Source organism: Neptuniibacter marinus, assembly GCF_965223595.1.
GTDB lineage: Bacteria > Pseudomonadota > Gammaproteobacteria > Pseudomonadales > Balneatricaceae > Neptuniibacter > Neptuniibacter marinus.
The window spans coordinates 328,590-352,438 of the sequence record NZ_OZ245004.1; the positions used below are offsets into that span (position 1 = coordinate 328,590).

Consider the following 23,849-nt stretch of genomic DNA (forward strand, 5'->3'; position numbering starts at 1 on the left):
TTGTTTTATGTTATATTATAACTGAAAATTATCTGAGATGTATTATATCAATGAAAAAGCTAGCCTTTGTTACAGCCATCTTTTTATTATCTCCAATGCTAATTGCCCAAGAGCGTTTGCAGTTGGTGGCGAGTGTAAAACCACTTCAGTTAGTTGCGCATGCTATTGTGGCAGATTTAGGGGAGGTTGATCTACTAATTCCACCGGGCGCTTCGCCTCATCATTATTCCTTAAAGCCATCTAATATTCGTACACTGCAAAAGGCCGATCTTGTGATATGGGTAGGGCCAGAAATGGAACAGTTTCTGGAAAAGACGCTGTTGCGCTCCGATCGACCTGTTCTTCAGCTCTTAAAAACTGAAGAGGATGATGGTGATCATCATGAACATGAACACCAAGCTGCGTCCCATAAGGAACACGAACACGAAGAGCACAACGAACACGACGAACATGAAGAGCACGACGAACATCACCATCATGGTGACGTTGACCCGCATATCTGGATGGATCCTATTTATATGTTGGAGGCCGCTGAGCAGATTAAAGATATGTTGCAACAGCAGTCGCCGGAATTGTCGGAGAAATTAGAACAGAACTATCAAGCCTTTAAGCGTGATCTATTGCAAGCGGATAAGCAGATTCAGCAGCAGTTGGCGCCTTACCAAAAGAGTGGTTTTGTTGTTTTTCACGATGCGTTTTCTCTTTTTGTTGAACACTATGGGCTAAATCAGAGAGCGTTTTTTACAGTTGATCCAGCTCGATCACCGGGCGCTAAAAAACTAGCAAGAATTGAAAAAATATTAAACGAGCCAGCTGTTCGTTGTGTATTTGTTGAGCCTCAGTTCGAAGCACCTATTGTAGAGCGAATTGTTGCCGACCTGCCTGTTAATTTAGGACGTTTGGATCCATTGGCTACTGATATGTCGCTTTCTCAGGGGTATGCTGGCTACCTTAAAGACCTTGCGAATAGTATCGAAAGCTGTTTGAAATAAGGCCAATCTTTGAATAAATACCGTTATCACATCGTTCTTGAGCTGTGGTAGCGGTATTTGCTTTCTCCCGCTCTCTCGTTGTATCGCTTATGACTAGTCTAAGAGGATGATTTTACTGAAATCGGGCGTATTTTCTTGTGGAACTAATTCTCTATCAATCGCCCATTGAGCTTGATTCTTTACCGAGCTGAGCAAAGGCTCATTCAATAATAGCTTAAAGGTATAGTCTTGCCAGACCCAGTCGATAAAGTGCTGACTAAGCTTTAAGTGACGGCGCAGAATCAGTTGGGATCTTTCTGGATTAATAGCGATAAAGCGGACTGCTTTATTCAATGCTTCTGTGATTTTTTGTTTGGTCTGTTTTTGATTGCCTAAGGTTTGCGTGGATGTGAGCAAAGGTTTGTCTCGCAAGCCAATAAGGTTAAAGGATAAGTTGTAGAGTCCTTTAGTGTTCATGATCTCTATATCATTATTAGACTTGTTTATTTGGTAGGCAAAAGGTTCCCATACCGAAATCGCATCAACTTTACCTTGCTCAAGTACAGTGGGTAGTTCGTTGGCAAAATAAGATTTTACATCTACCTCCGCAATATCTATTTCTGACTCGCTTAGCCAAAGATGAAAGAAATATTCGCTTGCACTGCCTTTTACAAGGCCGACAGTTCTTCCTCTTAAATCATGGGCTGTACGAATATTCTTTTGTTTAAAAGAAACGATTTTTAAGTCGTTATCTGATTTTGCGAAGCTAGAAATTACTTCAAAGTTTGAGTGCTTAAAGCTATTAAACATGATCACAGAGTTAGATACAGTGGCCATGTCAGCTTTTCCTGTTTGTAATGCTGTAAAACATTGATCCCCACCATCGATTTCTAAGATAGAAACATCAAGACCTGCATTAATAAAATAACCTTTAACTTTTGCAATATATACAGGTGCGGAAAGGGGGGTTGTTGATACTGCGATCTTTATTTTAGGAAGTGGGCTCAAGTGTTGCCCCCCGTGAATAATCGAACTAAAAAGGGCTAACACAGCGATACAAAGGGGCAGGCTAATTTTCAAAGTTCCATCCATGGTGTCTCTATTATCTGAAAAATAGATGAGTGGTTGAGTGCTGTGCCAGTTAATCTTATAGAGCGTGGCTAAAGCACGAATAAAGCTTTTGCTTTATGGATTATAGGAGAACTTTCTCTTTCTTGTATAAATAATGCGTATTAAGTGCGAGGCCGATTAGGAAAAGATCAGATACTGTTGAGGGACAGTATCTGATTGATCTTTTTTTCTTACATGTGGGCGCTGTTTGCAAGCTACTTGGGGTTAGTTAGCGAGTAATACTATTTGCACTATGGCAGGTAAAATCGCAACAACTAAGCCTCCGAGAACCATCAAAACTGATGGAGCGATTCCGATGACTTCAACATTTTCTTCAACATGGCTCATGGCTAAGCTCCTAGATATGTTAATAAGTTACTAGGACTAAGCAGAGATAGTGCCAGTTATATAACCCTTTGTTATTCGGGGTTTTTTGTTGTGTTTATATAGGGGAATCCTATATTTGTCATGTCAATTATGACGTATAGATTATTTTTGTGTCTAAAGTGGCAGTTTTTATAGAGTGTTAAAAACGAGTTGTATGCTGTTTAATTAAGGCTCGGCTGTTGCATTACTCTTACTGACTTGCTGAAAAATCTGTATGGCCGACCAGCTAAATAATCCTGCCATAATTGAAGCAACAATAAGGTCTGGCCATGCGGAAGCGCTTTGCCAAACGCCAAGTGCTGCGACCATAACTGCAATATTACCAATAGCATCGTTACGGCTGCACAACCAAACGGAGCGAACGTTGGCATCCCCATTTCTAAAACGCAGTAGGATCATGACACTAATTAAGTTGGCAGTGAAAGCGAGTGCGCCAACAGATCCCATAGTTACTGCTTTGGGGGTTTGCATATATATCACTTTATAAAGTGTTATGCCGAATACCCCTATGCCCATAATCATCAAGCTGGTAGCTTTAAATAAAGCGGCCCGATTACGGACCTGTAAAGATTTTCCAATGACGAGCAAAGATAGAGAATAAGTTGCTGTGTCGCCTAAAAAGTCTAAGGCATCCGCTTGCAATGCTTGTGAGTTAGCTTGGATACTAGCGCCCATTTCAATAAAAAACATGAGGGCATTAATTGCGATAACCCACCATAAGGCGCGTTTATATTCTGTTGATGCTCCATCGAAGTGGTTATTGTTGTTACAGCATGAGCCCATATATACACCGCAGTTTTAAGATGTTTAGCGAATCCTTTTTAGATCCATTATAGACGGATATTGTACCCAAGTAGCATGGTGGATGTTTTATATCCTCCTACACTTAATTACACCGTTTGTTTTTGTGAGAAAAAATTATGGCTGGGCTCTATAGATTACAACCTATATTAATGACCTTATTGCTTACATGTATCTCATTTAATAGTTTTGCGGATGCTTTAATTGGCAAAAAGCAGGTTTTGCTTGTGGATAAAAAAGGCCAAGAGGTTTTGGTTGGCGATATCACTTTTTCTCCGGAAGGAGAGCATAGTCGATACAAGTTACATATGAATCATGACAAATTTAAGGATTTTTTTCTTTCTATGAAGGAGATGAAGTGCCTTGAGGGCCCTGAGTTGTGGTGTCATCTTGCTTATCCATATCAGCAGCCTCATAAGGTATCCTCTGGGGATATGAGTTGGTTGTCTCATGATCTGTTGTTTATGTTTAAAAAGAAGAAAGACTTCGGCGCCAACTTTTGGAATGGTATTTACTATGATATGAGAATTGATGGCGAATCAATTCGAGGTGAAGCACAAGCCATCGATCTTAATGTCTTGGCTTCCCCTCCTGATGACCTTAATACCCCTCCGATAGGTATAGGCGAGCGGGATGAAATTGATAGAAATCAACGTTGGTTGCCTGATCTAATTATTCGTTGATTCATTCTCTTTGTATTCAGCTTTACAGAGCTATGCTGAGTTTTATAGGTGGATAGGAGTCTCGCTTAGTGGAAGCAAAGAGATCGAGTAAAAGTGTTGTTTTAATTTCCTTAGTTGCTCTGTTATCAGGCTGCGCAAGTTTAAGTGAAGAGGAGTGTGTAACCGGTGATTGGTATGGCATAGGTTATAGTGACGGCTTACAGGGCCGTTCAGAGACCTTTCTTTCTAATCACCAAGAGGCATGTGCAGAATATACAATTGCTTTTGATGTTAAGCCTTATTTGATGGGGCGTGAAGAGGGCTTGAAGCGTTATTGCCATCAAGATAACGGCTATAGATTGGGGCGAAGTGGCGCTAAGTATCATTATGTTTGCCCTGAAGATTTAGAACCTGCTTTTTTAGAAACCTACCAGAGTGGTCGTCAGGTTTATCAACAAGAGCAGCAGGTTCGAGAATTAGAAAAAGAGCTTGAACGACAAGAAAAAGAGCTGCATGAAGTGGAATTACAAGCTCAACGGACAGAGAAACGTTTAATCAGTCGTGGACTTTCAAGTGCAGAGCGAGAAGATCTTTTATTTAAGTTAAGAGAGTTTGAGCGTGAGCAGCGGACTTCGTATTACCAGTTGCAGCATTTAGAGCATCAGCTCTTGCAAGAAAGGTCAAAGCTTGAATATATGGATTAACCCAACTTAGATTTCATACGGTCTGTCTCTAAGTGAAAATCTTAGCTCCAAGGAGGCTTGGCAGCGAACTGTTCAGTTAGGTAATCCAAAAAGACTCGCACTTTAGCCGATAGGTGTTTGCGATGGGGGTACACGGCATTAATTTTTTGCTGGGGAATGCCATAATTCGTCAATAAAGGAATAAGACGACCCGCCTCTATATCTTTATTAATCATAAAACTGGATAGCCGTGCAATGCCTCCGCCTAGCAGGGCATATTCATGTAAACCATCGACATTATCGGTTACAAAACTGCCTGTTACATTGAAGGTTTCCACCTTAGTTTCGCCTGATTGATGGCTGGTAAACTGCCAGTGATTAAATATCTCATTAGTGGATAGGCGTAAACAGTTGTGCTCTAAAAGGTCAGAGGGTTTTTGTGGTATGCCTTTGGAGTCAATATAGTGTGGGCTTGCACAGACTAAGCGTTCACTCTCTCCTAGTTTCCGAGCAACTAAGCTGGTGTCTTTTAGTTCTCCTAACCGGATCGCTAGATCAACCCCTTCTGCAATAAGGTCGACCGCTTGGCCGCTAAGCTGGAACTCCAATTTTATCTTAGGGTAGCGTGCTTGAAACATCGGCATTATTGGCAAAAGCTGATGTTTTGCAAACCCGTGGGTACTGTTGATGCGAAGCGTTCCCGCTGGCTCCTGTACTAAGCCTGTTAACGCGTCTTCTACATCGCCTATTTCGGCCAAAATATCAACGCAGTGGTTGAAGTATATCTGGCCCCCTTCTGTCAGGCTCAACATGCGGGTAGTACGGTTGAGAAGTCGGACGCCCAAGCGGGTTTCTAGCCTTGTTAAAAGCTTGCTGACTGCTGAAGGTGATAGATCTAATTGCCGACCAGCAGCGGAAAAACTGCCCTGCCTAACTGATTCGACAAAAACCTGCATCTCAGTCCACTTAGCCAAGTATGACTCCTATTATTGAATTATATTCACATATTTTATGACAGTTTTGATATTTATCAAAAATAAGCCCTAGGGATAAACTGAGATCTAACAATAATTCTGGGTTTTAGGTGAACCCAACTTATTCCATCTAATGAGAAAGGTACTGTCATGCTTGAGCTATATACCCACCCAATGTCTCCATGCGCTCAGAAAGTTCGTATTGTCTTAGCAGAAAAGGGATTAGATTGGACTAAACACACCGTTGAGCTGTCCCAAAAAGAGAACTTGCGGCCAGAATATTTGGCACTAAACCCTCTCGGTGTTGTACCAACGCTTGTTGATAAGGGGCGTCCCATAATTGAATCCAGCATCATTTGTGAATATTTAGATGATACTTTTTCTGCCCACAGCTTAAAGCCATCCTCCTCTTATCAGGTTGCTCAAATGCGTCTTTGGATGAAGCATGTGGATACTAAGCTTCATCCTTCATGTGGTGCGCTCCAATGGCCTATAGTCATGCGTCCTGCCTTAATGGAAAAAAGTCAGAGTGAGCGTGATAAGTTGTTGGAGAAAATACCTGAAAAGCCTCGTCGTGAGCGGCAAAAGCGTTTAGTTAAGTATGGTCTTGATGCGCCAGATGTGATTGATGGGATTAATCTTTATCGTAAAACTATTCTCGATATGGAGGCTGCTTTATCTGAACATCAATGGATAGTAAGTGATAACTTTAGTCTTGCTGATGTGTGTTTAGCGCCTTATTTTCAAACGATTTATCAGTTTGGTTGGAGTGATATGTATAAAGATTGTCCTCGGGTCGCTGCTTGGTTTGAGCGTTGCCGAGGGCGAGATTCCTACCTGACGTCAGTTATTGCTGATTTCTCTCCTGAGATTGAGGCGGATCTATTAGCGAAAGGTCAGCCCGCATGGAAGATTATTAGTGCACATCTTGCAGCCCATCGCTGATAGATACCGAGATTAATTATTTTGCTCGGTTGGAACTGTGCTTCACCTTAAGTGTCAGAGCCATAGTGACTGATAATTGGTGGGGCGTTAAATGAGCATGTGGTTAATCTTTCTAGTGTCTGGCTTGGCGCTGGTATCTATTTTCCTGTCTAGAAAAGCGACTCAAGAAGGTGGTTTTTTTAGAGGTGAATCGGCAGATGGTAGAGCGCCTACACTGCTTGCTTTAACCTTCTCGCAAGTGACCACTTGGATATTTGCTCGCTCTTTACTCAATGCTGCTATTTTGGGGTTCTATTACGGTATTTGGGGGGCTTTAGCCTACGCAGCCTACTATCTTTCTTTTCTTACTGGTGGCCGGATTATTGACCATCTCCGTTTTGAGCAAGGCTATGACAGCGTACAAGGGTTTTTAAGTGATCGTTTCGGTGCTTGGGGCGGACGCTGTTATAACTTTGTGGTGGGGATACGGTTGGTCAGTGAGGTCTTTGCCAATTTATTAGTCATTGGCATTTTATTTGGTGCGGCAGGTTCTCAGTCATACACTTTAGCCGTTATAGGGTTAGCCGCCGTAACGCTCCTTTATTCAGTGCTTGGCGGTTTATACGCTTCGCTACGTACTGATGTTATGCAGATGTGGGTGTTTTTAGTCGTGCTTAGTATTTTGCTAGGCATCGTGATTAGTGGAGGCCACTTTACGACTGAGCTGCTGACATTTAAACCGTTCGATATTAGTCAGCCTGGGCCAATTTTGCTGCTGGTGGCATTGCTACAGGTCTGGAGCTATCCAATGCATGACCCCGTTATGATGGATCGAGGTTTTCTTGCCGATAGAGAGACGACAAAACGTAGTTTTCTGCATGCGGGCTGGATCAGTAGTGTCAGTATTCTTGCGTTTGGTTCTTTAGGTGTAATCGCTGGCGCTAATGGTTTGGAAGGCGAAGATATGAATCAGGTTTTGAGCCGACTATTGGGTGAATTCCCTATGTTCCTATTTAGCGCATCTCTGGTTATCTCTGCCATGTCTACGCTAGACAGTACTTTGACTAGCTCGGCAAAAATGATTGTGCTTGATATGCGCCTTATGTCTGTAAGTCTTAGAAATGGGCGGATGGTTATGGCCATCTTTATGTTACTGGGTTTGTTATTAGTGTTTGTTGGGAATAAAGATATCTTCAGCGCTGTTGCCGTTAGCGGAACGGCCTCAATGTACCTTGTACCTGTTATCTTCTTTAGTCTCTGGGGGGATCGGCGTGATATCCCTGTGTGGAGTTATATCGGCAGTTTCTTCTTAGCTATCAGTGGTTCACTCCTGTATTTCACTGAGTCCTCCTCTTACACCATGTTTTTAGGTGAGGTGCATAAATACACTAAATTGTTGTGGATCTGTATTGCTGTGATGGTTGGCGGGTGCGCTCTTTTTATGATCGGTGGCGCAAGCCAAAAACAACTACAACCTCTTGCTAATCATTAATAGGAATAGAAGAGCGATTATGGATCTTGGTAAGTTGTCTGGCCCTGTGCTGATTTTTGGTGGACCGTATAGCAATTTAGCGGCAACTCGCGCGATGCAAGCTGAAGCGTCCCGTCTTGGTATTTCAGCGAAGCAGGTTATTTGTACCGGTGATTTGGTGGCTTATTGCGCCGAGCCTGAAGCCACTGTTCAATTGATTCGTGATTGGGGTATTCCTGTCGTGATGGGAAATTGTGAAGAGTCTTTAGCTCAAAATGCCCCCGATTGTGGATGTGGTTTTGATCAAGGGAGTGCATGCTCCCTATTGGCGGTTGAATGGTATAACTTCAGCAATCAGCGCTTGTCTCAAGATGATAAGCACTGGATGGCAGCTTTGCCGCGAGAGATTCGATTTAGCTTGAATGGTCGGACTGCTACGGTTATCCATGGTAGCTATGAGCGGATAAATGAGTTTGTCTTTGCTAGTGGAGATAAGGTTGTTAAAAATAAACAGCTAAACTTAGCGGGTAGCGATCTGCTTATTGGAGGCCATTGTGGTTTGCCTTTTGGGTCTGAGTTAACGGATGGTTATTGGTTAAATGCGGGCGTGATTGGGATGCCGGCTAATGATGGCACAACGGATGGTTGGTATATGCTACTGCAACCGGTCGATGATCAAATAGAGGTGAGTTGGCATCGTTTGGCCTATGATGCCAGCGGTGCCGCAGAAAGCATGAAACAAGCGTCCCTGTCTCAGGCTTATGCTAAAGCTTTAGTGACGGGCCTTTGGCCGAGTGTGGATATATTGCCAGCGCCGGAATCTGCACAGACCGGCGTGAAACTTCATCTGCAAACACGCAGTATTTAACGCTTAGATTACGCATCGTTGTTAGTTCAAGAAAATTTTCACCTTCTTTAGGCGTTGCACTAAAGGCGTTGCACTAAAGGTGTTATTGAACGATCATAAAAGATATTTTTATTGTTGATTAGTAGTGGCTAATATGGAGACATAATATAATAAGAAGTTGTTGTTGCGATGAACTATATTACTGCGGTTCTGTTTTCTTTCTTTGAACGTTTGCGGATACTCCTATCCTCCTTAAAAACGTTAATGACTCTCCTTGGCTTCGCCTTCCTTATCTTTTGTAACCTTGCTCAAGCAGGGGTGATGGATAAGGCAGCGATGGAGAAAGCATTCCCTTCTCCCTATGTGGTTGGTGATAAAGATGAGGCCTTACCTATTTGGCCGCTTTATCAGCAAATATCTACAGACACCCCGCTTGTTGGTTACGCCTTTGAATCGATTGATCTTGCAGCAATCCCAGGTTTTGCCGGTATCCCTTTTAATCTATTGGTTGCTATTGATCCTGATGGTCGTTTTATAGATGTTCGCGTTTTATCCCATCATGAACCAGTCTTTTTAGAGGGACTTGGCGAAAAACCATTGATCGACTTTTCTAAACAGTACAAAGATGTTTCGTTGATGCAAAACATCAAGATTGATGCGAAACCGGGTTTGGGCGGCGCTAACAATAGCGCCAATGTTTATATTGATGGCGTGACTAAAGCCACCGCTTCAGTTCGTATTTTCAACCAATCTTTGCTTGCTTCTTCGTTAAAGGTGGCCCGTGAGAAATTAGGTTATGCCAAAGGACGTGATCCTGACCTTATTGCACGTATTAAACCTGATTTATTTGAGTCGATGTCTTGGCAGGAATTGCTAGATGAGGGGCTGATTGTTAAATACGCCTTCAGCAATAAAGAGGTGGAAGCGCGGTTTGTGGGAACAATTGGGGAAGGCGAAGACCCTGAAGGGCTTGAGGCACCGGATGAAACCTTTGTTGAGATTTATGCTGCAAATTTGACCATACCGACGGTTGGTCGAAACCTATTACTACCTACCGCATGGGACTATGTAAAAGAGAATGTCGCCAATAATGATCAGTTGCTACTTATTCTAAGTCAGGGCCGATATTCATTTACCGGAGAAAATTTTGTGCGCGGTAAAGTGCCTGAGCGTATCAGTTTGCACCAAGCTGAGTTGCCCATAGAGATGCGTGACTTTGACCTAGATGATCGTTTAAATCTTTTTGATCTTGAGTATAAACTTAACTTGCCTGAGGAGCTGGAGGGTTTCGAATGGAAGCTCTTTCATGTGATTGGTCAGGCAGGCCTAGATCCGGCGTATCCTGCCGAATTTAAGCTGAATGTCGTACGGCAAAAAGGTTGGTTATACCCTGAAAGTGTGACCGAAGGGCTCGATTTTAAATTACCTATTCCTGAGCAATATATTCTTGCTGCGGAGAGTGATAACAAAACATGGCATAGCTTATGGGCCGGTCGTAAGACGGATATAATAATTCTACTTACCGGCTTGTTGATCTTAACTGTTGTGTTAGTGAAGCACCGTATACTGACAGGGTCTAAGCACCGCTTACGTTGGTTCCGTCCTTTATATTTACTGTTTACCTTAGTATTTATTGGTTGGTATGCCCAAGGGCAGCTGTCGATTGTTAATATCACGGGTGTATTACAGGCTTTAGTCGCAGGACGAAGTTTAGAGTTCTTCCTATATGACCCGATGACGGTATTACTTTGGGCCTATATTGGTATCACTTTCTTTGTCTGGGGGCGTGGTACTTTCTGTGGTTGGTTATGTCCTTTTGGTGCATTACAAGAGTTGATCGGTAAGCTATTGGCCTTTCTTAAACTACCACAAATCAAAGTATCACCTCTGTTAGATTCACGCTTGAAGTGGATTAAATATATTGTTCTTGCGGGCATATTGGTTGTGGCTGTTGTTTCTATTCCCCTAACAGGTAGTGTGGTTGAGATTGAGCCCTTTAAAACGAGTATTACATTAATCTTTGACCGGTCATGGCCATTTGTTCTTTGGGCCTTAGTGCTGTTAGTGCTAAGTTTGTTTGTCTACAAAGGTTACTGCCGTTATATCTGCCCCTTAGGTGCAGGTTTAGCTATTTTTGGTAAGCTGAGAATATTCAACTGGCTTCCACGTCGTAATGAGTGTGGCCAGCCATGTCAGCTTTGTAAACACCGCTGTGAATATCAGTCGATCGAGCAAACAGGCAAGATTGATTACGATGAGTGCTTTCAATGTTTAGATTGCGTTGAGATCTACGAGAGTGATGATCTTTGTGTACCGCTGATTGTTGAAAAGAGAAAAGGGCGTAAACTCAAAACGCGCCAAGATAACGATAATATAATTGCATCTAGTTAATTCCTGCGACCTATGCATCGGCAGAGTGTAGAGCGTAGACCTCTCTACGCTCTATCCGTTTTAATATTGGGTATACGGATTTAATGGTTGATGGGGCACCTTCACCCCATCAATCTGATACCACCCTCAGATGGTTGATAGATCGACTCCGTAGTTGAGTTCCTCTGCGAAGTCCGGCAGTCCGTAACCGATGGTTTTCTTGTAGAAAGGAGAGACCTTCGCAGTCGGTGCCTTCTTCTTGTGCTTCGTGGTGTAGAGCATTCGTGCCCGCATCACCTCGAAGGAGTAACCGCGCCCTTCACGGTTCTTGTCCTTGGCCAGTCGGTTGATGGACTCCGTGTAAGCGTTGGTGACGGGCATGTCCGTCTCGAAGTAGGTCATGGTCTCTTCGCGCCAGTTTCCCACTGCCCTGACCAGATCGCTCCAGACTTCCTTTTGGCCCTTCGGGATGGTGGCTATCCACTCGTCCAGGGCGGCTTCTGCCTGGAGCCGTGTGGTGGCGTCCCAGATGCCGTAGAAGCGCTCCTTGTGCTCGTAGGCGGCCAGCAGTTACGGGAACGCGCCTGTCCAGGTCTCCATGATGAGGCGCTCCCGGTCTGAGACTTCGTGAGCGCGTTTCAGCAGGATTTTCCGGTCTCCCTTGAGAGTCCGGCTCTGGGACGGTTTCAGCTCCTTTCTGAGGCCCTTGCGCACTCTCTCTAGGGCATCGTTGGCCATGCGCACCACATGGAACTTATCGACCACGATACGGGCCTGGGGCAGCACAGCCTTGACCGCTGCCCGGTAGGGGTTCCACATGTCCATGCTGACGATCTCGACCTTCTGCCGGTCTTTCAGCTTCATCAGGTAGTTGGTCACCACGTCCTGGCGGCGGGTGGCCAGCAGGTCGAGCAGGGTTCGCTCCTCAATGTTGGTCAGAATGCAGCGGTAGCGCTTGTTCAGGTATAGCTCGTCAATGCCCAGGATGCGGGGCGTCTCGAAGCGGTGCCAGCGCCCCAGGAACTCGGCGCGGGCGTTGAAGATGTCGCGCACCGTCTTCTCGTCCAGGCCGGTCTGTGCCGCCACAAAGGTGTAGGGGTGGTTGAAGGATTCCTTCTCCACGTACTCATGCAGCCGCAGTGTCATACGGAATCCGTCCACCATCTCCGGTAGCTGGGGCCTGAATGTTGTCTTGCAGGCCCGGCAGGTGTATCGGCGGCGGACCACCCAGAGAGTGACCCGCTTGCCGTGGATGGGCAGATCACGATAGGGAACGTCACGCTTGCCGAACCGTACGAACTCACCCTGCACGCCGCATTCCTCGCAGGCGATGGGATCGGGCACGTCCACCTGGAAGTGCATTTCGTCGTCGGTTGATTTGCAGCCCAGTACTTGGTATTGCGGCAGGTGAAGGATGTTGTCGGGAAGTTCGGTCATGGTGTTGTATAGGCGTAGGTGTCAGTCAGATCCATCCGACTCGGCATTGGTGTTTGCTTTTTTACCCAACAAGCTGCTGGAAACGAAAAGTAAGGCACCGAGGACAATTGCAATATCAGCCAGGTTGAAGGCCGGCCAATGCCAGTCTCGCCAATAGAAATCAAAGGAATCCACAACATAGCCGCGAAAGACCCGGTCAATCAGGTTGCCCATGGCGCCACCGAGGATAAGACTGTAAGCGATGGCTTCTCCTTTATGACGATTTTTAAGGATCAGCTTGATCAGAAAAATCGAGACCACTACCGCGATTCCGATAAAAAAGTAGCGCTGCCAGCCTCCACCATTCGCAAAAAGACTGAATGCGGCACCGGTGTTCCATAGGTGCACCCAGTTAAAGAACGGGGTCACCGAAACATACTCGCCATAGGCCATTGATTGCTGCACCAGCCACTTTACAGCCTGATCAGACGCTGCCAGCAGGCCCGATATGGACAATAGGGCATACGGCGAGAGCTTTTTGCCAATAATGAGCATTATTTAACCCTTCAACGCCAAAATGCGTCTGGCACCGTTAAGTACAATGCCCCCCGCGATGGTGCCGATAATCAGATCCGGATAATTGGAACCGGTCCACGCGACCAGGGCGCCGGCGGTGATGACCCCCAGGTTGATCACCACGTCGTTGGCCGAGAATATCCAGCTTGCCTTCATGTGCGCCCCGCCTTCCCGATGTTTGGATATGAGCAGCAGACAACTGGTATTGGCAATCAATGCGACGAATGCGATAGCCATCATCACCAGCGATTCAGGCTCACTACCGAATACAAAGCGTCTCACCACCTCTACGAGCACGCCCACAGCCAAGATCAGTTGCAGTACACCAGCAAGATGCGCGGCACGTACCTGCATTTTCACGCTATGTCCAACTGCATAAAGGGCAAGCCCGTACACCGCCGCATCGGCAAAATTGTCCAGGGATTCTCCAATCAGGCCGGTGGACCGGGCGATCAGACCGGCAGTCATTTCCACCACGAACAGAAGTGCATTGATGCCGAGCAACCAGCGCAGGGTCCCGGATTCTTGCTTAGCAGAAGCTGCCGAAAACTCAGCGGCCTTGATGGTCTCCGGATTTGCAGCGACGGTTTCCTGAAGCGAGGCGCCTAGCCCCAAGGTCTTCAGTTTCGAGGTGACGGGCTCGACCTCGCCGTCATGCACGACCTTCAGCCGGCGGTTCGACAAGTCGAAGGACAGCGCCCGAATCTCCTCAAAGCCGTTCAGGGCTAGGCGAATCATTCGTTCTTCTGATGGACAGTCCATCTTCGGCACGGCATAAACACTGACCCATCTCCCTGGCGCCTCGGAGGAGGCCTGTATATCGGTATCCGCTGCGGACGTTGCATCACCGCCACAGGCGCCACCACAGGATTTGCTCATGATACGACTCCACTTGAACAATGTTGTGGTACCATTTTAAACTATAAAGCTACTATAAGGTCAATAGAGTAAAGAATCCGTTGGGGAGGAGGCTGATGCGCATTGGTCAGTTGGCGCAGTTGGTAGGGGTCGAAACACAGACGATCCGCTTCTATGAACAGCAGGGCTTGTTGCCGCCGCCTGATCGGCAGGACAACGGTTACCGTGTCTATACCGAGAAGCATGGTGAGGGGCTGGCCTTCATCCGTCGCTGCAGAATCCTGGGCCTGTCACTGGCTGAGATTCACGAACTACAGAGCTATCAGGACGACCCTCATCAGCCTTGTACCGCCGTCAACACCTTGCTCGATGATCACATCTCTCATGTGCGGTCGCAGATAACCGCTCTGCAAGCGCTTGAGAAACAACTCGTTTCACTGAGAGCGAGTTGCAACGATGACCGGGAAGTTGAGGCGTGTGGGGTTCTTGCTGGAATTAGCGAAGGAAACATGCACCAGCAGTAGGTGAAGCATCAACCAGATAATCCGATGAGATGCCGGTCTGTCTCACTCTCATGCAAAGGTAAGATCAACCATTTAATCCGCTTACCCTTAATATTTAAACTCTCCCTACAATTTCGGTGAGCATAGGACAATATCGACTGTTCTATATTTGCTGATGAACCTTAAGTTTCCCTTTTAAGGCTGGTATAAGGCTAATTTCCTATTGGATTTAGCTTTTATTCTAGGCAATCTGTTTACGGTCTAATGGTTTAATTAATATATAAACTTTTACAGTAATAGAGATCGAAATAAGTTAAGGCGATTCTGATTGATTGTTCCGCCTATAATTTTTAACGATAGGAATGTTTGAATGAGTTGTGTGTTGTTTAACGAATATCCTACCCAAGATGGTAAGCGAATAGTTGAGATCTGTTTAAATGCGGAACGCTCTTTAAATGCTCTAACACTGGATATGATCGACCTGATCCAGCCTAAGCTCGATCAGTGGCAAGACGACGACAGGGTTGTCGCTGTTATTTTAGATAGCGCAGGTTCTAAGGCTTTTTGTGCTGGTGGTGATGTTGTCAGTATTTATAAAGCGATTAGTGAAGACTCTAATGCCAAGTATCCTAAAGCTTTTTTTACCCGTGAATATACCCTTGATTACACTATACATACCTATAGCAAGCCTATTATCTGCTGGGGCAGCGGTATTGTAATGGGTGGGGGTATGGGACTTATGAATGGTTGTAGCCATCGTATAGTGACTGAAACTTCCCATTTAGCTATGCCTGAAGTAACCATTGGTCTTTATCCTGATGTTGGAGGGAGTTGGTTCCTAAATCATATGCCGGGCCGAACGGGGCTCTTTTTAGGTTTAACCGGAAACCCCATGAATGCCGCGGATGCCCTGTTTTTGGGATTAGCTGACCGGTTTGTGGCGACAGAGTTGCGGGAGCTTATGTTAGAGCGCCTTCAGGCAGAGTTATGGGGTGATGCTAATGCTGCTGTTAATCGAGTGTTGCGTAGTTTAGAGCAAGAATCTCAAGCCTGTTTTAGTTCAGAGTCACCGGTAAGGCACCATTATGATTTTATTCAACAGATTACTGACCATGATTCTGTGGCGGGTTTTGTCGATAGTTTATTAAGTGTTGAAAGTGATGATAAATGGATAAAGCGAGCCCAAAAGGCCATTCATCATGGCAGCCCGTTGGCGATTAATTTAATAAAGAAGCAGCTCGAAGTGACTAAGCATATGTCCTTGAAAGAGGTGTTTTGTGCAGAGCTTATCTTATCGGTGCAATGCTGCCAGCATAAGGAGTTTCCTGAAGGGGTTCGTGCTTTGCTTGTGGATAAAGATGCTGACCCTCAGTGGCGCTTTAAAACGTTAGCGGATGTGGATAACACTTATGTGGATAAGTTTTTCCTCTCGCCTTGGCAGAAAAACCCATTGGCTGAGATGTAGTCGCATCAAACAAAAAATATAATAATTAAGGGAATCATCAATGGGATCGGTAATTAAAAAAGGGATTTACCAGTTGGTTAAAGAGGCAAACCAAGTGGTGCGAGAGATTTCGGTATCTGAAGCGATCGCTCTGTATGGGAAGGAGGGTGTGCAGTTTGTTGATCTTCGCGATATTCGTGAATTAGAACGTGAAGGGGTTATTCCTGGGGCTTATCATTGCCCAAGGGGTATGTTGGAGTTTTGGGTTGATCCGGAAAGTCCTTATGCTAAAGAAATATTTCAGCAAGAACTGACCTTTGTCCTCTTTTGTGGTGGGGGTTTACGCTCTGCATTGGCTGGAAAGGCGATTATAGAGATGGGATTGACGGATGTGCTACATATCCACGGCGGTTACGCAGGGTGGAAAAAGGGGAAGGGTCAGACTGCCGAATTTATAACTAAAGGTCATGCCTAGCGGTAATCTAGAGATGTCGGGTATGGTTTTTTCTGTTTTACCTTTGGTCTTCTTTTAAGCGGAAGCCTTTTGTTCAAGCACTATAGATAATGAGTTAACTTTTAAGTAAACCTATTTAATTTCCATATTAAGTAGGTTTTTTTTATGCTTCTTTTGGGTCAGCTCCAACTATCAATTTATTTATGGTAGGAATGCAGGGATAATTGTGTACCTTTTTTCCACTTAAGTTCAAATCGGGAACTAAAGATGCACGTTTTACTTCTGAGCCTTATTGGTCTCGCTTTCGTCTTAATTATTATTGAAGACCTTATTCACCTAAATAAAGCTAAATCGACTCTGTTTATTGGCACGTTGGTTTGGATATTAGCCTTTGTTTTCCCAGAGCATAGCGTTGCACATATCAAAGAGGGGTTAAATGAAAACCTCTTAGATATAGCGACATTGTGGCTGTTTTTAATGGCGGCAATGACATTTGTTGCGTACTTGAACCAGCAGGGGTTGATTACTCAGTTAGTTTATCGGTTACTCCCCACTAAATTGACGCTGCGAACGTTGATGATCTTAATGGCCCTAATGGGGCTTATGTTCTCCTCTTTAGCGGATAACATCACTGCATCTTTGATCATGCTCTCGTTATTAACCTCACTTAAGTTGGATAAGAAACAAACACTTAAGTTTGCCACGCTGATTGTCTTCGCGGTGAACTCCGGAGGTGTTTCCTTGATTACGGGGGATGTAACTACCTTAATGATCTTCTTGGCAGGGAAGGTCGATATCACTGACCTATTCCTTTTAATTGGTCCAGCTTGTGCGGGTGTTATCTCTTTAGCTTTGTTACTTATGTGGGGGACAAACGAAGAGGTTACATTACCGAAGTTTAAGCGCCCAATTGCAACAGTTGATAAGTTAATCGCGGTTCTATTCCTTTTGACTATTTTTAGCACTCTCTTTATGAGTGTTGCGTTTTCTGTACCGCCAGTATTGACCTTCCTGTTCGGATTATCGGTGATGTTTATCTCTCATCGTTTGTTCCATCGTAGTGAGAAATCACCTGATATCTTAGAGTCTGTGCGAGAGATCGAGTTTGATACCTTGCTGTTTTTCTTAGGGGTATTGCTGCTGGTGGGGATGCTTAAAGAGCTTTCTGTCTTGGAGTTTTTGTTACAGCTTTACGATATTTTACCCACTTATTTGGCTAACTTTGTTGTTGGTATATTGTCGGCGTTAGTGGATAACGTTCCATTAACTGCGGCTATTTTGAAATCAGGTATTAGCATGAGCACTGCTGAATGGCTGGGGCTCACTTATGCTGTAGGTGTTGGTGGCTCTATCTTGATTATTGGCTCCGCCGCCGGTGTTATCGCGCTGAGTAAACTGGAAGAGGTCTCTTTCATTACTTACCTACGTTTTATTCATTGGCTGCTGCTGGCGTACACATTAGGTTATGTGTCAGTGATGTTTATCGCTAATTTATAAAAACGCTGCAAACTCTCTCGAAAAGGCTTAGTACTCATTACTAAGCCTTTTTTTTGGCTAACTGATTAGTGCGACAGATTTTATTTGTGTCCATAGCTTTTTGCCCGGCTCCAATTGGAGGCGGTCAATGGATTTACAGGTTAAACGCGCTATAAGGTACTCGCTCCCTGTTTTTAAGCGTATTAATGCCATTGCCTCATCAGTGTCGGCTGCTATTTCATCTACAGTAACGGCTAATCGATTAAGGATGCTTGAGTCATTATCGGGTGTTAAGGTTAGACTAACATCCCGTGCGAGTACCCGAACTCTTACTGCTTGATTGAGTTCATCTCCTCGGTCTCTTACCCAAAGCTCACCATCGGAAAATGCAATACGAGCCAAGTGCCATTTCCGGTCACGTTCAATTACATGGCCTTGAAGAACTACACCAGTATCATCACCATAATCTAAAGGTAGATCGATTTGTGAAAAAACTTCGGTGAGCCCCCCTTGTGCGCTGACCTTACCTTGCTTTAGAACCACAACATGGTCTGCTAAACGAGAGACCTCATCCATAGAATGGCTGACGTAAATAATAGGGATCTCTAAGCTAGAGCCTAGACGTTCCAAATAGGGGATAATCTCTTGTTTGCGCTGTTTATCTAAAGAGGCAAGCGGCTCATCCATCAGCAGTAATAGAGGGTTGATTAGCAAGGCTCGGGCGATAGCGACACGCTGCCGTTCACCGCCAGATAGTTGTTGTGGGTAACGGTGTAAAATATCGTGGATCCCCATAATATCAATGGCGTGATCATACAATTGATTAGAGACTTTTTTGCCTGCTCGCTTGCGAGCATAGTTGAGATTGCCGAGTGCGGTTAGATGCGGGAAGAGGCTTGATTCCTGAAAGACATATCCTAAAGGGCGTTTGTGGGTCGGCATAGATAGTGAAGCATTTTGCCATATCTCTCCATTAATGCTGAGCTGCCCCTTATCTGGTTCCTCTAAGCCTGCAATACAGCGTAGTAGTGTGGTTTTGCCTGAACCTGATGGGCCAAAGATCACTGTTACCCCCTGACTAGGCAAAGTCAGATCTATATCCAGAATAAAGCTGTTATCGTGAGCTTCAGGGTGCTTTAACTGGAATGAGGCCTGTATATGGTTGTTACTGATATCAGATTGCATAGATAAGAGGCCTCATCTAGTTTAAAAGCGAAACTTTTTGTTTACGCTGGAGCCAATACAGCGCTAAAAGTACCGAGAAAGAGAAAATAAGCATAGCGCCAGACAGGGCATGTGCCTGCATAAACTCCAGTGCCTCGACATGATCATATATCTGTACAGATATGACGCGGGTCTCTCCCGGAATATTGCCACCTATCATTAATATAATGCCAAACTCTCCCACTGTATGTGCGAAACCAAGAATCGATGCGGTTATAAACCCAGGCTTTGCTAGCGGTAGAACAACGGTAAAAAAGCGATCAAAAGGGCCTGCTCTCAGCGTGGCAGCAACCTCTAAAGGACGTTCTCCTATAGCTTCCATCGCGTTCTGGATCGGCTGTACAACAAAAGGCATAGAATAAAATACAGAGGCGATGACAAGTCCCCAGAAAGTAAAGGGCAGCGTACCTAAGCCTAGGCTCTGAGTAAATTGGCCAAAGAAACCATGAGGGCCCATCGCTATGAGAAGGTAGAAACCAAGTACAGTGGGCGGCAGTATCAGAGGTAGGGCAACTATAGCTGCTATAGGTGCTTTCCAGACCGAACTTGTTCGAGCTAGCCACCAAGCGATAGGCGTGCCTATTATTAACAGTAACAAGGTAACCGTTGTCGCTAGACGCAATGTTAGCCAAATGGCCGCTAAGTCCGCTTCCGAAAAACTCATGGATTAGCTGCTAAAGGTTTATAACCATAAGATGTCATGATCTGTTTTACTTGCGGCTCTTTGATGAAACTGAGGAGTGCTTGGGCAGCAGGACTATTTTCTCCGCGTAATAATAACACTACATCCTGTTTGATTGGATTATATAAATTTTCAGGAATAACCCAACTAGACCCGGTTTTTAATTTTCCATCTTTTAATATTTGAGAGAGGGCTACAAAGCCTAGTTCAGCATTTCCAGTGCTGACAAATTGATATGTCTGGGCAATGTTCTCACCTTGTACCCATTTATTTTGAGTTGCTTCAATTAATGAGAGCCGTTCTAGCACTTCTATGGCTGCTACTCCGTAAGGAGCCAGTTTCGGGTTTGCGAGTGCCAGTTTGTTAAATTGGAGCTGTTTCAACCGTTCCGCATTTCCTTTAACAAAGCCTTTCTGCGATGACCAAAGCGCAAGGCGACCTCTTGCGTAAGTAAAACGGCTAGAGGGTGCTATAAGCCTATCCCGTTCAAGTTGTTCAGGTTTTTTTTGATCGGCGGAAAAAAAGACTTGGAATGGGGCACCATGTTTTATTTGCGCATAAAACTTACCGGAGGATCCAAAAGATAAGCGTACTTTATGGCCGGTGGATTGCTCAAATAAAGAGGCTATCTCTTTCATCGGTGCTGTAAAGTTAGAGGCTACTGCGACGCTAATCTCTTCCGCCTTAGCGGTGGGAAGTAACAAACTAAGTACAAGAAGGCAGATAATCGAGATAGATCGCATCGATTTTCTCCGTAATTCACTATTTACTTATAAGTGAATTTAATAATGAGTGGTGGTTTTGGTTATATGGTAGCGGATATATAAGATGATCAAAAGTGATAGGGAGAGCGCGTCTGTTATTAGCTGGCTTTTGGTCGGTAGTAAGAGAGAAGAGGTGACCGTTTTTGGGCCACCCCCTTTTCGCCCAATACCAAAAACCTTACTTTAAAGGGAGAGTTAGGCGGTATAAATGGCAACTAAGTCAGACATAGATAGAGTGCCTACTATATTTTGTTCTGGATCCATTAGGTCGTATAGAGTGCCGCCGGAGGTGTTATCAAAAATACTGAACAAGATAATAGTGCCTCCGTCACCACCACATTCAGCATGAGGAGCATCGGATGGTTGTGCAACAGTGTAGCTTCCTGTTGCTCGTACCTCCGACAGCGTACCATCAGCATCATAGATGTGATGTTCTCCTTTAAGGACTAACAATTTATTCAGTGAATTATGACGATGAAGAATGATCGGCTTATGGGGTTCAAATTTAAATAGGATTTCTGCGCGCTGCTGTTCTTCGTCGATGTGGAGAATTGAGTAACGAAAGTGCTCTAAATCACCAAATTGGTTCCATTCAACAACATCTTCAATGTATTGCGGGCTCATGACTTATCCTCTTATTATAGTTAACCACGACTTCAGCTTTAGCATTGTCATGGGGGCAGTGGTGGTACGTTAGCTTGGATCTTGTTGTCATGTCACAGCCAAATTGACTAAGAGGGGCGGGTATATAGCCCGATACATTAAGTCGATGGTTTTTTTAGAATGAATTCTTAATAACTTATAAAGTGCTTACTATGCGACTGATCAAGCTTAATACATTGTTGATGTTACTCGTTATCTTCACCGGTTCAGTGGCGATGAGTGTATCGGCGGTTGTAGCCTTGTACCAATCGAACAAAGAGGCGCAAGATCAGGCCGCCCAAATTGCTAACTCGGTTAAACAGCAGTTAGAGTGGCAACTTTTAAAAGCACATAACCTAATGCAACGTCCTACCGACTTTCCCGATTTTTTTCTTTGGCAGAATAGTAATAGTAGTATTTCAGGTTTTTGCATTCAGTATGAAACGTTAGAGGGACGGCTTGAACGCAGTTTATGCAAAGGGGATGTTTCAGAAGAGATTTGGCCTGCGTGGTTTAAAACTCTTTATCTCTATCAGTTTGGGACTGAGCAGGGCAGCCAACGTGATGTAGTGTTTAACGAGGAAGTTAAAGGTCGGATTAATGTTACACCCAGCTTTTTAGTAATGCTGCACCGAGCGTGGCGAGATATGAGCAACTTAATGGAGATGTCCGTTATTACGGTTATGACCTTATGTATCTTGCTTTATATTACATTAGGGTGGGTACTGAAGCCTGTACATTTGACGACCGCTGCTTTAGGTAAAATACAGGCGGGGGATCTCTCGGTTCGGTTACCAGATTTAAGGGTTAAAGAGTGGCAGGACACGGCTCAAAGTATTAATGCGATGGCATCCACATTGCAGGAAACTTTTGAGGAACGAAAGCAATTATCGATGAAGTTACTGCATCTGCAAGAGGAGGAGCGGCGGCATCTTTGCCGAGAGTTACATGATGAATTAGGTCAGTCCTTAACTGGTTTAAGAGCCATCGCTTATTACATGGAGGGCGAGGCTAAGGATCATTGTCCCTCACTTCTACCTAAAGTGTCTCAAATCACAGAGATTGCCCAACAGATGATGGGATTGGTTAAGACCTTGCTGTTTAAATTACGCCCTGCGGATTTGGATGAACTGGGATTGATGGAAAATCTCAGCTCTATGATTGATGAGTGGAACACTAAGCATCAAGAGGTGGATTGTCATGTGGTGACCGAGGGGCGGTGTGATGAAATACCTGCGGCTATAGCGGTCAATTTATTGAGAATCGTACAGGAAAGTCTGACAAATGTGGTAAAGCATGCGTCAGCGTCACGTGTTGAGGTATTTCTCTGTTGCCCTTATTCAGGGAGGGAGCAGTTATTATTGCAGATCGAGGACAATGGGAATTTAACCCGCGCCGAAACATTGTTGAAACCGGGTAATGGTTTATTAGGTGTCAAAGAGCGTGTTAATGCGTTAAATGGTGAGGTTAACTTTGCGCGTTCTGCTCTTGGTGGCTTGAAGGTTGAGGCGATTATACCTGTGCTCGGATATGAGGTGGCCGATGGGACTCATTAATATTTTATTGGTCGATGACCATGCAATTGTGCGTGAAGGTTATCGATCTTTATTAAATAAACAGCCGAGCTTAAATATTATTGCAGAAGCTGAAAGTGGTGAAGATGCTTATGTGCTTTACCGTCAGCATAAGCCAGATCTGTTAATCCTTGACCTATCCCTGCCAGGGAAAGGGGGGTTAGCAACTTTGATTCAAATTCGTCAGTTAGATCCTAAAGCTAAAGTATTGGTGTTTAGTATGCATCAGAATCCTTCTATGGCGAAAAAAGTCATTGAGGCGGGGGCTAAAGGGTATATTACGAAAAGTAGTGCGCCGGCAGAACTGGTTCAAGCGGTAATGGATGTTGTAAACGGAAGGTTAGCTATTAGCGAAGATATAGCAAGAGCTATAGCGATGGATAGTTTGCATGGCAAGTCAGCGATAGTGAATAAGCTGTCCACTCGAGAGTACGAGATTCTTCGTATGTTAGCCGAAGGGAAAACCAAGGCAGATATTGCCGAAACCTTATCTATTAGCGTTAAAACAGTTTCAAACGCTTATTACATTATTAAAAGTAAGCTTGAGGTGAAAACAGATCTTGAATTAATGCATGCGGCATTACAGGCAAGAGTCGTTTCTGTTTCTGATTATCTATAGTGAGTAAGCTCTTCTTTTCTGTAGGAGAGGCATATTAATAATTATATTTTTTGGCTACGGTTACTGGTGAGGGAAGAGCTCTCTCGCTCAAAGCTGGTTGAATTTATGGACTATTTTTGATTTCTCTTCAGATTCAAGAATGTTTTGTTGGTAGGGATTACATTGTGCGGAGCAATATTTCAGGTTGAATGCTTGAGGAATACCTTAAGTTGAACTAGGTTTTATTGTGCAAGTGCTCAAAAAATTATAAGACAGCAATCCATCTTCACTCACTTAATGGATTAAATCGGTGGCGAAAAAGAATGTACCTAATATAGCTTATGAGCTTGAAAAGTTAACAGACAGTATTGAACAAGAAGACTTAACGTCTAAAGTTTGGAGCTTACCTAGCGTCTTTTATCTGAATTAGCTCAGACT

23 protein-coding genes and 1 pseudogene are annotated in these 23,849 nt (G+C 44.5%); 13 read left to right on the plus strand and 11 right to left on the minus strand.

What is annotated here, in order from left to right:
• Positions 1-50 precede the first annotated feature (50 nt).
• Entirely contained in the window at positions 51-992 is a 942-nt protein-coding gene (znuA, locus tag ACOQOE_RS01500) for a zinc ABC transporter substrate-binding protein ZnuA (RefSeq protein WP_420554739.1), read from the plus strand.
• Positions 993-1,085: 93 nt separating this feature from the next.
• Here the strand turns inward: znuA and ACOQOE_RS01505 are convergent, their stop codons facing one another.
• The 3 genes from ACOQOE_RS01505 to ACOQOE_RS01515 all read right to left on the minus strand — a co-directional run bounded on the left by ACOQOE_RS01505 (position 1,086) and on the right by ACOQOE_RS01515 (position 3,251).
• Positions 1,086-2,063 carry an ABC transporter substrate-binding protein gene (locus ACOQOE_RS01505; RefSeq protein ID WP_420554740.1) on the minus strand — a complete coding sequence of 326 codons (978 nt, stop codon included), beginning with the start codon at positions 2,061-2,063 and terminating at the stop codon, positions 1,086-1,088.
• 243 nt (positions 2,064-2,306) lie between these two features.
• Positions 2,307-2,429, minus strand: a complete 123-nt coding sequence (locus tag ACOQOE_RS01510) for a hypothetical protein (protein WP_269454620.1) — start codon at positions 2,427-2,429, stop codon at positions 2,307-2,309.
• Positions 2,430-2,633: 204 nt separating this feature from the next.
• Positions 2,634-3,251, minus strand: coding sequence for a cation transporter (locus ACOQOE_RS01515; RefSeq protein ID WP_067868510.1), 618 nt, complete (start codon positions 3,249-3,251; stop codon positions 2,634-2,636).
• Between the two features lie 137 nt (positions 3,252-3,388).
• Between ACOQOE_RS01515 and ACOQOE_RS01520 the strand changes: the two genes are divergently transcribed.
• Together ACOQOE_RS01520 and ACOQOE_RS01525 are read left to right on the plus strand one after the other, a co-directional pair.
• Positions 3,389-3,952 carry a hypothetical protein gene (locus ACOQOE_RS01520; RefSeq protein ID WP_067868508.1) on the plus strand — a complete coding sequence of 188 codons (564 nt, stop codon included), beginning with the start codon at positions 3,389-3,391 and terminating at the stop codon, positions 3,950-3,952.
• 68 nt (positions 3,953-4,020) lie between these two features.
• Positions 4,021-4,635 (plus strand): DUF2799 domain-containing protein, encoded by a 615-nt coding sequence (locus tag ACOQOE_RS01525; protein WP_420554741.1) that lies wholly within the window; start codon positions 4,021-4,023, stop codon positions 4,633-4,635.
• Between the two features lie 41 nt (positions 4,636-4,676).
• On the opposite strand, the gene ACOQOE_RS01530 is transcribed toward ACOQOE_RS01525, so the two are convergent.
• Positions 4,677-5,588, minus strand: a complete 912-nt coding sequence (locus tag ACOQOE_RS01530) for a LysR family transcriptional regulator (RefSeq protein ID WP_420554742.1) — start codon at positions 5,586-5,588, stop codon at positions 4,677-4,679.
• 150 nt (positions 5,589-5,738) lie between these two features.
• On the opposite strand from ACOQOE_RS01530, the gene ACOQOE_RS01535 reads away from it, so the two are divergent.
• The 4 genes from ACOQOE_RS01535 to ACOQOE_RS01550 all read left to right on the plus strand — a co-directional run bounded on the left by ACOQOE_RS01535 (position 5,739) and on the right by ACOQOE_RS01550 (position 11,221).
• On the plus strand, positions 5,739-6,533 hold the full coding sequence (locus ACOQOE_RS01535) for a glutathione S-transferase family protein (protein WP_420554743.1): 795 nt from the start codon (positions 5,739-5,741) through the stop codon (positions 6,531-6,533).
• 91 nt (positions 6,534-6,624) lie between these two features.
• Positions 6,625-8,004: a sodium:solute symporter family transporter gene (locus tag ACOQOE_RS01540; protein WP_420554744.1), complete on the plus strand. Its 1,380-nt coding sequence runs from the start codon at positions 6,625-6,627 to the stop codon at positions 8,002-8,004.
• A gap of 19 nt (positions 8,005-8,023) precedes the next feature.
• Entirely contained in the window at positions 8,024-8,851 is an 828-nt protein-coding gene (locus tag ACOQOE_RS01545) for a metallophosphoesterase family protein (RefSeq protein WP_420554745.1), read from the plus strand.
• Positions 8,852-9,019: 168 nt separating this feature from the next.
• Entirely contained in the window at positions 9,020-11,221 is a 2,202-nt protein-coding gene (locus ACOQOE_RS01550; protein ID WP_420554746.1) for a 4Fe-4S binding protein, read from the plus strand.
• A 126-nt stretch (positions 11,222-11,347) separates the two neighbouring features.
• Here the strand turns inward: ACOQOE_RS01550 and ACOQOE_RS01555 are convergent.
• The 3 genes and pseudogenes from ACOQOE_RS01555 to ACOQOE_RS01565 all read right to left on the minus strand — a co-directional run bounded on the left by ACOQOE_RS01555 (position 11,348) and on the right by ACOQOE_RS01565 (position 14,071).
• Positions 11,348-12,637 (minus strand): annotated as a pseudogene (locus tag ACOQOE_RS01555) (ISL3-like element ISPpu12 family transposase).
• 21 nt (positions 12,638-12,658) lie between these two features.
• A complete protein-coding gene (gene lspA / locus ACOQOE_RS01560) occupies positions 12,659-13,171 on the minus strand; it encodes a signal peptidase II (RefSeq protein WP_420554747.1) in 513 nt (170 codons plus the stop codon).
• Between the two features lie 3 nt (positions 13,172-13,174).
• Positions 13,175-14,071: a cation transporter gene (locus ACOQOE_RS01565; protein ID WP_004364974.1), complete on the minus strand. Its 897-nt coding sequence runs from the start codon at positions 14,069-14,071 to the stop codon at positions 13,175-13,177.
• A 95-nt stretch (positions 14,072-14,166) separates the two neighbouring features.
• Between ACOQOE_RS01565 and cadR the strand changes: the two genes are divergently transcribed.
• The 4 genes from cadR to nhaD all read left to right on the plus strand — a co-directional run bounded on the left by cadR (position 14,167) and on the right by nhaD (position 17,948).
• Positions 14,167-14,574 (plus strand): Cd(II)/Pb(II)-responsive transcriptional regulator, encoded by a 408-nt coding sequence (gene cadR / locus ACOQOE_RS01570; RefSeq protein ID WP_007148576.1) that lies wholly within the window; start codon positions 14,167-14,169, stop codon positions 14,572-14,574.
• A gap of 349 nt (positions 14,575-14,923) precedes the next feature.
• Positions 14,924-16,018, plus strand: coding sequence for an enoyl-CoA hydratase/isomerase family protein (locus ACOQOE_RS01575; RefSeq protein WP_067868486.1), 1,095 nt, complete (start codon positions 14,924-14,926; stop codon positions 16,016-16,018).
• 40 nt (positions 16,019-16,058) lie between these two features.
• Positions 16,059-16,472, plus strand: coding sequence for a rhodanese-like domain-containing protein (locus ACOQOE_RS01580; protein WP_420554748.1), 414 nt, complete (start codon positions 16,059-16,061; stop codon positions 16,470-16,472).
• A gap of 246 nt (positions 16,473-16,718) precedes the next feature.
• The gene (gene nhaD, locus ACOQOE_RS01585) at positions 16,719-17,948 is read left to right on the plus strand and encodes a sodium:proton antiporter NhaD (protein WP_067869976.1); all 1,230 of its coding nucleotides are present in this window, start codon (positions 16,719-16,721) and stop codon (positions 17,946-17,948) included.
• A 57-nt stretch (positions 17,949-18,005) separates the two neighbouring features.
• Here the strand turns inward: nhaD and modC are convergent, their stop codons facing one another.
• The 4 genes from modC to ACOQOE_RS01605 all read right to left on the minus strand — a co-directional run bounded on the left by modC (position 18,006) and on the right by ACOQOE_RS01605 (position 21,221).
• The gene (modC, locus tag ACOQOE_RS01590) at positions 18,006-19,112 is read right to left on the minus strand and encodes a molybdenum ABC transporter ATP-binding protein (protein WP_420554749.1); all 1,107 of its coding nucleotides are present in this window, start codon (positions 19,110-19,112) and stop codon (positions 18,006-18,008) included.
• Between the two features lie 16 nt (positions 19,113-19,128).
• Positions 19,129-19,815, minus strand: coding sequence for a molybdate ABC transporter permease subunit (gene modB / locus ACOQOE_RS01595; protein WP_067869969.1), 687 nt, complete (start codon positions 19,813-19,815; stop codon positions 19,129-19,131).
• Positions 19,812-20,576 (minus strand): molybdate ABC transporter substrate-binding protein, encoded by a 765-nt coding sequence (modA, locus tag ACOQOE_RS01600; protein ID WP_420554750.1) that lies wholly within the window; start codon positions 20,574-20,576, stop codon positions 19,812-19,814. Before modA ends, modB begins: the two co-directional genes overlap by 4 nt.
• A gap of 216 nt (positions 20,577-20,792) precedes the next feature.
• Positions 20,793-21,221 (minus strand): cupin domain-containing protein, encoded by a 429-nt coding sequence (locus ACOQOE_RS01605; protein ID WP_067869963.1) that lies wholly within the window; start codon positions 21,219-21,221, stop codon positions 20,793-20,795.
• Positions 21,222-21,412: 191 nt separating this feature from the next.
• On the opposite strand from ACOQOE_RS01605, the gene ACOQOE_RS01610 reads away from it, so the two are divergent.
• The gene (locus ACOQOE_RS01610) at positions 21,413-22,795 is read left to right on the plus strand and encodes a histidine kinase (RefSeq protein ID WP_420554751.1); all 1,383 of its coding nucleotides are present in this window, start codon (positions 21,413-21,415) and stop codon (positions 22,793-22,795) included.
• Positions 22,782-23,432, plus strand: coding sequence for a response regulator (locus ACOQOE_RS01615; protein WP_420554752.1), 651 nt, complete (start codon positions 22,782-22,784; stop codon positions 23,430-23,432). The genes ACOQOE_RS01610 and ACOQOE_RS01615 overlap by 14 nt, the downstream gene beginning before the upstream one ends.
• Positions 23,433-23,849 lie beyond the last annotated feature (417 nt).